At 75.7% G+C, this 6,000-nt stretch carries 5 protein-coding genes and 1 tRNA gene; 3 read left to right on the forward strand and 3 right to left on the reverse strand.

Going from position 1 to position 6,000, the window contains the following annotated elements; all coding sequences use genetic code 11:
* The first annotated feature begins 68 nt into the window (after window positions 1-68).
* Together AB0442_RS03480 and AB0442_RS03485 are read left to right on the forward strand one after the other, a co-directional pair.
* Window positions 69-620, forward strand: a complete 552-nt coding sequence (locus AB0442_RS03480) for a hypothetical protein (protein WP_366160321.1) — start codon at window positions 69-71, stop codon at window positions 618-620.
* A tRNA-Met gene (locus AB0442_RS03485) sits at window positions 598-674 on the forward strand. Before AB0442_RS03480 ends, AB0442_RS03485 begins: the two co-directional genes overlap by 23 nt.
* Before the next feature lie 336 nt (window positions 675-1,010).
* On the opposite strand, the gene AB0442_RS03490 is transcribed toward AB0442_RS03485, so the two are convergent.
* Window positions 1,011-2,060, reverse strand: coding sequence for a helix-turn-helix domain-containing protein (locus AB0442_RS03490; RefSeq protein ID WP_363540747.1), 1,050 nt, complete (start codon window positions 2,058-2,060; stop codon window positions 1,011-1,013).
* Window positions 2,061-2,198: 138 nt separating this feature from the next.
* Between AB0442_RS03490 and AB0442_RS03495 the strand changes: the two genes are divergently transcribed.
* Window positions 2,199-3,122, forward strand: a complete 924-nt coding sequence (locus AB0442_RS03495) for an NADP-dependent oxidoreductase (RefSeq protein ID WP_366160322.1) — start codon at window positions 2,199-2,201, stop codon at window positions 3,120-3,122.
* Between the two features lie 52 nt (window positions 3,123-3,174).
* On the opposite strand, the gene AB0442_RS03500 is transcribed toward AB0442_RS03495, so the two are convergent.
* Together AB0442_RS03500 and AB0442_RS03505 are read right to left on the reverse strand one after the other, a co-directional pair.
* The gene (locus AB0442_RS03500; RefSeq protein ID WP_366160324.1) at window positions 3,175-4,581 is read right to left on the reverse strand and encodes a multicopper oxidase domain-containing protein; all 1,407 of its coding nucleotides are present in this window, start codon (window positions 4,579-4,581) and stop codon (window positions 3,175-3,177) included.
* A gap of 102 nt (window positions 4,582-4,683) precedes the next feature.
* Entirely contained in the window at window positions 4,684-5,595 is a 912-nt protein-coding gene (locus AB0442_RS03505; protein ID WP_366160326.1) for a hypothetical protein, read from the reverse strand.
* Window positions 5,596-6,000: the final 405 nt, after the last annotated feature.

Genomic DNA, 6,000 nt, shown 5'->3' on the forward strand with positions numbered 1-6,000 from the left:
ACCACCACGACCGCACCCGAGCCCGCACCGGGACCGGGCGCCCTGCCGCCAGGACGGACCGACCGACCGTGAGCCCCCAGCTGCGCACCGAGAACCCGAGCGCCCTCGCCCTGTCCACCACCGACCGCGGCCGCACCGCCCCCTGCCGTCTGGCCTGCTGGTTCGACGAGGACGCCCCGCGGCGGCAGACCTACACGATCCGGGCCGACGGCCCCTGGGGGCACGTCGAGGGCACCGGATGGGACGGCTTCGGCGCCCTCCTCGACGCCCGCCGCCGACTGGAGCCGCTCGGCTGGCTGCTCGCCGTCGCCGGCGCCCGCCGCGACGCGTGGCCCAGCGGGTTCCTGCGCGAGAGCGGTGGCGAGGAGGCCTACCTGCTCCTGTCGCCCGCCGCCGGCACCGAGCTTCCCGCCCTGCCGATCCTCGCCCCCGCCCCCGCGCACCTGGCGGCCACCGCCGCCGACCAGGAGGCCGCCCACCGCCGCTGGCTGGAGACGCCGCCGACGGCGATCGCCGCCCCCGCGCGGGCCGGCGCGCCGACCCGGCGGAAGTGGTTCGCGTTCCGCGGCCCCCGTGCCGTAGAGTCTGGGACGCCGACGCGGGGTGGAGCAGCTCGGTAGCTCGCTGGGCTCATAACCCAGAGGTCGCAGGTTCAAATCCTGTCCCCGCTACCAACCGACCGGGCCCGGTGCGCATCAGCGCACCGGGCCCGGTCGCTCGCCGTGCACCGAGGGCCCCGACCGCACTCCCGTCCGGCGCGGCCGCCCGTACGGCAGTGGGCGGGAGCGACGCATCGAAGGTGTCCATCGCGCGGTCCGGTGACAGCGGCGCCGACCGGCTCTAACATCGGCGCACAGCCGCGGTCGTCGCGACGAACGGGCGGCCGGCCGAGCAGTGGCCGGCCGCCTCGCGGGTCCCGGGGCGCGCCCCACCGCTGCCCCGGGGCCGTCCGCGCGGATCGCCGCCGGCGTGCCACCCGCCCGGGCGGGGCGGTGCCGCCCGCCGGACCGTCAGCGGCGCGCCCCGGCGGCGGGGACGGCGGTGACGGTGTCGTGGGGGCTGAAGGTGCGGCGGTAGGCGGCGGGTGAGACCCCGAAGGCCGTCCGCATGTGGGTGCGCAGCGAGTTGCCCGAGCCGAGGCCGGCCCGGTGCGCGACCAGGTCGATCGGCAGGTCGGTGGTCTCCAGCAGGTGCTTGGCGAGTTCCAGGCGCTGGGCGGTCAGCCACTGCACCGGGGTCATGCCGACCTCGTCGCGGAACCGCCGGGTGAAGGAGCGCAGGCTCATCCGCGCGTGCTCGGCGAGCCGGTCGAGGGGCAGCGGCTCGCCGAGGTGCTCCAGGGCCCAGGCGCGGGTGGCGGTGGTGCTGGCGACGGTGGGCTCCGGGACGGGCCGGTCGATGTACTGCGCCTGCCCGCCGTCCCGCCACGGCGGCACGACGCACATGCGGGCGGCCCGGTTGGCGACGGCCGCGCCGTGGTCGCGGCGGATCATGTGCAGGCACAGGTCGACGCCGGCGGCGACACCGGCGGAGGTCAGCACGTCGCCGTCGTCGACGAACAGGACGTCCTCGTCGACCTTGACGTCCGGGTAGGCCCGGCGGAACTCCGGGGCGAGGTTCCAGTGCGTGGTGGCCGGCCGGCCGTCGAGCAGGCCGGCCGCGGCGAGCACGTACGAGCCGGTGCAGATCGACACCAGCCGGGTGCCGGGCCGGATCCCGGCGATGGCCGCCGAGACCTCGGGCGGCAGGGGACCGCCGTGGCCGAGCTCGGGCATGGCGTGCGTCGGCGGGACGATCACGGTGTCCGCGGCGGCCAGCGCCTCGGGGCCGGCGGCCGGCTGCACGGTGAAGCCGGCGTCGCTGAGGACGGGGGCGCCGTCGGCCGTGCAGACGGTGACCTCGTAGAGCGGGCGCCGCTCGGCGTCCTCGGCGCTGCCGAAGACGCGGGACGGGATGCCGAGCTCGAAGGGCGGGACCCCGGGCAGGGCGAGCACGGCGATCCGGTGCGGCCGGCCCGGTGCACCCGGCGTCCGCTTCCGCTCGCTCTCCGTCATGTCCATCCGCGATCCGGCCATGGCCAGATCCTGTCACATGGTGACCGAACGGCCAACACCGCGCCGGGCCCGGGTGCCGGATCGTTGACTGCGTCGCCGGGGAGCCCGGCGCACGGGAACGCGAACGAAGGACGAGGAACAGACATGCGTGCGGTGGTCGTGGAGCAGTGGGGCGGGCCCGAGAACCTGGTCGAGCGCGAGGTCGAGCGGCCCGAGCCCGGGCTGAACGAGGTCCTGGTGCGGGTGCACGCGGCCGGGGTGAACCCGGTGGACTGGAAGACCCGGGCCGGCGGCGCCCTCATCGAGTGGGGCGCGGTGCCGGCGGTCGGCTGGGACGTGTCCGGCACGGTCGAGGCCGTCGGCCCCGGCGTCGGGATCTTCCGCCCCGGCGACGAGGTCTACGGGATGCCGCTCTTCCCCCGCCAGGCCGGCGGGTACGCCGAGTACGTGGTCGCACCGGCCCGCCACCTCGCGCCCAAGCCCGCCAACCTGACGCACGTGGAGGCCGCGGCGCTGCCGCTGGCCGCGCTGACCGCCTGGCAGGCCCTGGTGGACGCGGCCGACGTCCGCCCCGGGGAGCGGGTGCTGGTGCACGCGGCGGCCGGCGGCGTCGGCCACTTCGCCGTGCAGATCGCCAAGGCCCGCGGCGCGTACGTCATCGGCACGGCCAGTGCCGGCAAGCACGACCTGCTGCGGGAGCTGGGCGCGGACGAGGTGGTCGACTACCGCGCGGTCCGGTTCGAGGACGTGGTCTCCGACGTCGACGTGGTGCTGGACGGCCTCGGCGGCGAGACCGCCGAACGCTCCCTGAAGGTGCTCAGGACCGGCGGCCGGCTGATCACCCTGCCCGGCCCGGACGACGTCCCGGCCGCTCCGGACGGCGTGCGGGCGGCGTGGGTCCTGGTCGAGCCGGACCACCTCGGCCTGCGCGAGATCGCCGCCCTGGCGGAGCGCGGCGCACTGAAGCCCGTGGTCGAGACCGTCCTGCCGCTGGCGCAGGCGGCCGAGGCGCACGAGATCGGCGAGCAGGGCCGCACCACCGGCAAGATCGTCCTCACCGTCGACTGATCCGCCGACACCCGGGAGCGGGGGCGCCGCCGCCCCCGCCCGGGGGGAGTGCTCAGCCCGTCCGCCCGCCCTTCCCGACGACCACGAACTGGCCCATCATGCCGTCGTCCTCGTGGCGCATCAGATGGCAGTGGTACATGTACGGGCTCCGCGGGTCCGCGTAGTCGCGGAAGACCACGGCGAGGCGCACCGAACCGGACGGCGGCACGGAGACGGTGTCCTTCCAGCCGGCGAGTTCCGGCGGGGGAGGGCCGCCGTTGACGTCGAGGACCTGGAAGTGGTTGTCGTGGACGTGGAAGTTGTGCACCCGGTTGTGGGTGTTCGTCACCGTCCAGACCTCCGGGACGTCGACGGTGGCGGTGACGTCGATCCGCTCCATGTCCATCGGCAGGCCGTTGATGGTGTTGCCGTCGAGCTCGAAGGTGCGCGCCACCGCGGACGCCGTCACCGGCGGGGGGATCACGGCCAGCGCCGGGGGCGTCGCCACGCCCGCGCGGAGCTGCGGTCCCGGGTCCAGGCGCAGGAGCTCGAACTCCTCGCCCTGGGCGGCTCCGGCGGACGGGCCGCGGCCCTTCCTGGCGGGCAGCGGGGCGGGGAAGGACCGCAGGGTGCGCGGCCGGCCCGCCTGCAGGCCGACGACGACCTCCGCCCGCTCCCCGGGGGTCAGGACGAGGCGGCGGAGCCGGACGGGTGCGGCGAGCAGCCCGCCGTCGGAGCCCACCATCTCGAACTCGCCGTCGTCGTCCAGACCGAGGTTGTAGACCCGCATCGTCGAGCCGTTGAGGATGCGCAGCCGCACCCGGTCGGTGGCCACCGGTGCGTACGCGCCCGCGATCCCGTTCACCGTCACCGTCGGGCCGGTCAGTCCCGTCCCGGTGTCGTTGCGCTCGTCCAGGGTGCCGTCGGCGTTGAGCTTCTTGTCCTGCAGGATGACGGGGAGGTCGTCGACGCCGTACTCGTGCGGCAGGGCGGCGCCCGCGCCCGTCCCGTCGTCGACGAGGAACAGGCCGGCCAGACCGCGGTAGGCGTGCAGCTGGGTCGAGCCGTGCGGGTGCGGGTGGTACCAGAGGGTCGCCGCGGGCTGGGCGATCGTCCACGACGGCTCCCAGGCGGCGTCCGGGGCGATCGTCTGGTGCGGGCCGCCGTCGCACGCCGCGGGCAGGTGCATGCCGTGCCAGTGGACGGACGTCGGCTCGGGCAGCCGGTTGCGGACCCGCACGCCCACCGTCTCACCGGTGCGGGCGCGCAGCGTCGGACCGAGCAGGTCCTGCGAGTAGCCCCAGGTCGGCGTGGACCTCCCCGGCACGATCTCCGCCCGGCCGGTCCGCGCCTCCAGCGTGAACCACCGCACGCCGTCCTCCGTACGGGACTCCGCGAGCGGCGGGACGGGCAACCGCCGGTAGCCGGCGGGCCCCGGGTCCTCCGACGCCGCCCCGCTGCCCGACTCGCCGTCAGGCACCGCCCTGCCGGCCCTACCGGCGACACAACCCGCCGTCAGGACCGGCGCGGAGACGAGGCCGGCCAGCACCGCACGCCGCGACCACACAGCCACCCGGCCACCTCACGACGCCGATCGGACAGGGAACCGCTCGACGGACGCGCAGTCCGCGCGCCGTCGGCCGGCGCCGGCCCGACCCGACGAGGAGTTCGAAACTAACACCCGCCGAAGGCACCGGACGTGGTCGAACCGGGCCGGGCCCGCCGCTTGCCACGGTAGATCACTCGTTCGTACGAGGGTCGCCGCCTGCCCGGCAGGAACCACCGGTGGCGGACCGTCAGCCGTCGGCCCGCGCCGCCTGCCAGGCCTCGCGGAGGGGGACGGGATCCTGCCGCGGTCGTTGACCGCGTGGCCGTTGCGCCGCGCCCAGGCCCGGACGGCCCCGTCGTCCGGGCCCTGCCGGCCCCGGACGTCCGGACCGTCCCCCGTCGCGGCGGGCACTCCTTCGAGCTCGTCCGCGGCCGCGCGCAGGAAGGCGGACAGCGAAGGGTGGAGGCCCTCCGACGGGAGCTCCCCCTCGCTCCACGCCCCGACCGCGCCGGTGCGGGTGTCGAGGAAACGCCCGGAGAACCCGTCGCGCTCGGCGGTGATCGGCACCCACCAGCCGCGCCAGCCGACGTGGTCGCCGTCCGGCGGGTCGGACTCCTCCAGGGACTGCTTGAACCCGTGGACCCGCTCGACGTCCGTGAGGCCGAGCAGCAGCCCCCCGGTCGGCAGGACCCCGTCGTGTCCGAACGCCACCAGCGTGTTGCGGCCGCCGTCCGTCCGGGGCCTGCCGAGGCCGCTCGTCGCCAGCCAGGCCCGCAACTCCGGCGGGAGGACGACGCCCATGCGGCGCTGCGCCGCCTCGATCGCCACCGGGTCCCCCGGGCCGTCGAGCCCGGCGAGCGCCTCCGGCGCGTGCCGCCGGACCCGGCGGACGATCCGCTCCCACTCCCGCAGGACGTCCCCCGGTTCCGATCCGCCCTCGTCCATGTCGCCCCCGTTCCTCCCGTCCTGACCACCGATCTGGTCAGAGCAGGAGGCACGGTAGCCCACGACTCCGACACGTGATGGCGCGAGCGCGCCCGCTGAATCGCCCCCGAGTGCCCGTTGAAGACTCCTGGGTCCTCTTTCGGATCGCGCCGGGCGTCCGCCGCCGAGGCACGCACTCCAACGACGCCCGCTGATCCGACGTGATCCGAAGGAGGGCCCAGGGTCCGTCTTCAAAGATCAAATCCAGAGCAGGACGGATGCGATGGTGACGATGCCCTGGTAGGACTCGCGGGTCCTGTCGTAGCGGGTGGGTGCGCCACGAGGCGCCGTGGAGTCGAGTGAGGTGAGAGACCTGCACCGCCGGGTTGTCGCAGCAACCTGGTTGAAGCTGAGGGCAGCTCGTCT

Origin of the sequence: Kitasatospora sp. NPDC085895, from assembly GCF_040702125.1 — a bacterium.
GTDB classification, from domain to species: Bacteria; Actinomycetota; Actinomycetes; order Streptomycetales; family Streptomycetaceae; genus Kitasatospora; species Kitasatospora arboriphila.

What these genes read in the sequence shown, in the direction of transcription:
- AB0442_RS03490 (WP_363540747.1), bottom strand. Translation starts at nt 2,060, where the DNA reads ATGGACATGACGGAGAGCGAGCGGAAGCGGACGCCGGGTGCACCGGGC.
- AB0442_RS03505 (WP_366160326.1), bottom strand. Translation starts at nt 5,595, where the DNA reads ATGGACGAGGGCGGATCGGAACCGGGGGACGTCCTGCGGGAGTGGGAG.
- AB0442_RS03495 (WP_366160322.1), top strand. Translation starts at nt 2,199, where the DNA reads ATGCGTGCGGTGGTCGTGGAGCAGTGGGGCGGGCCCGAGAACCTGGTC.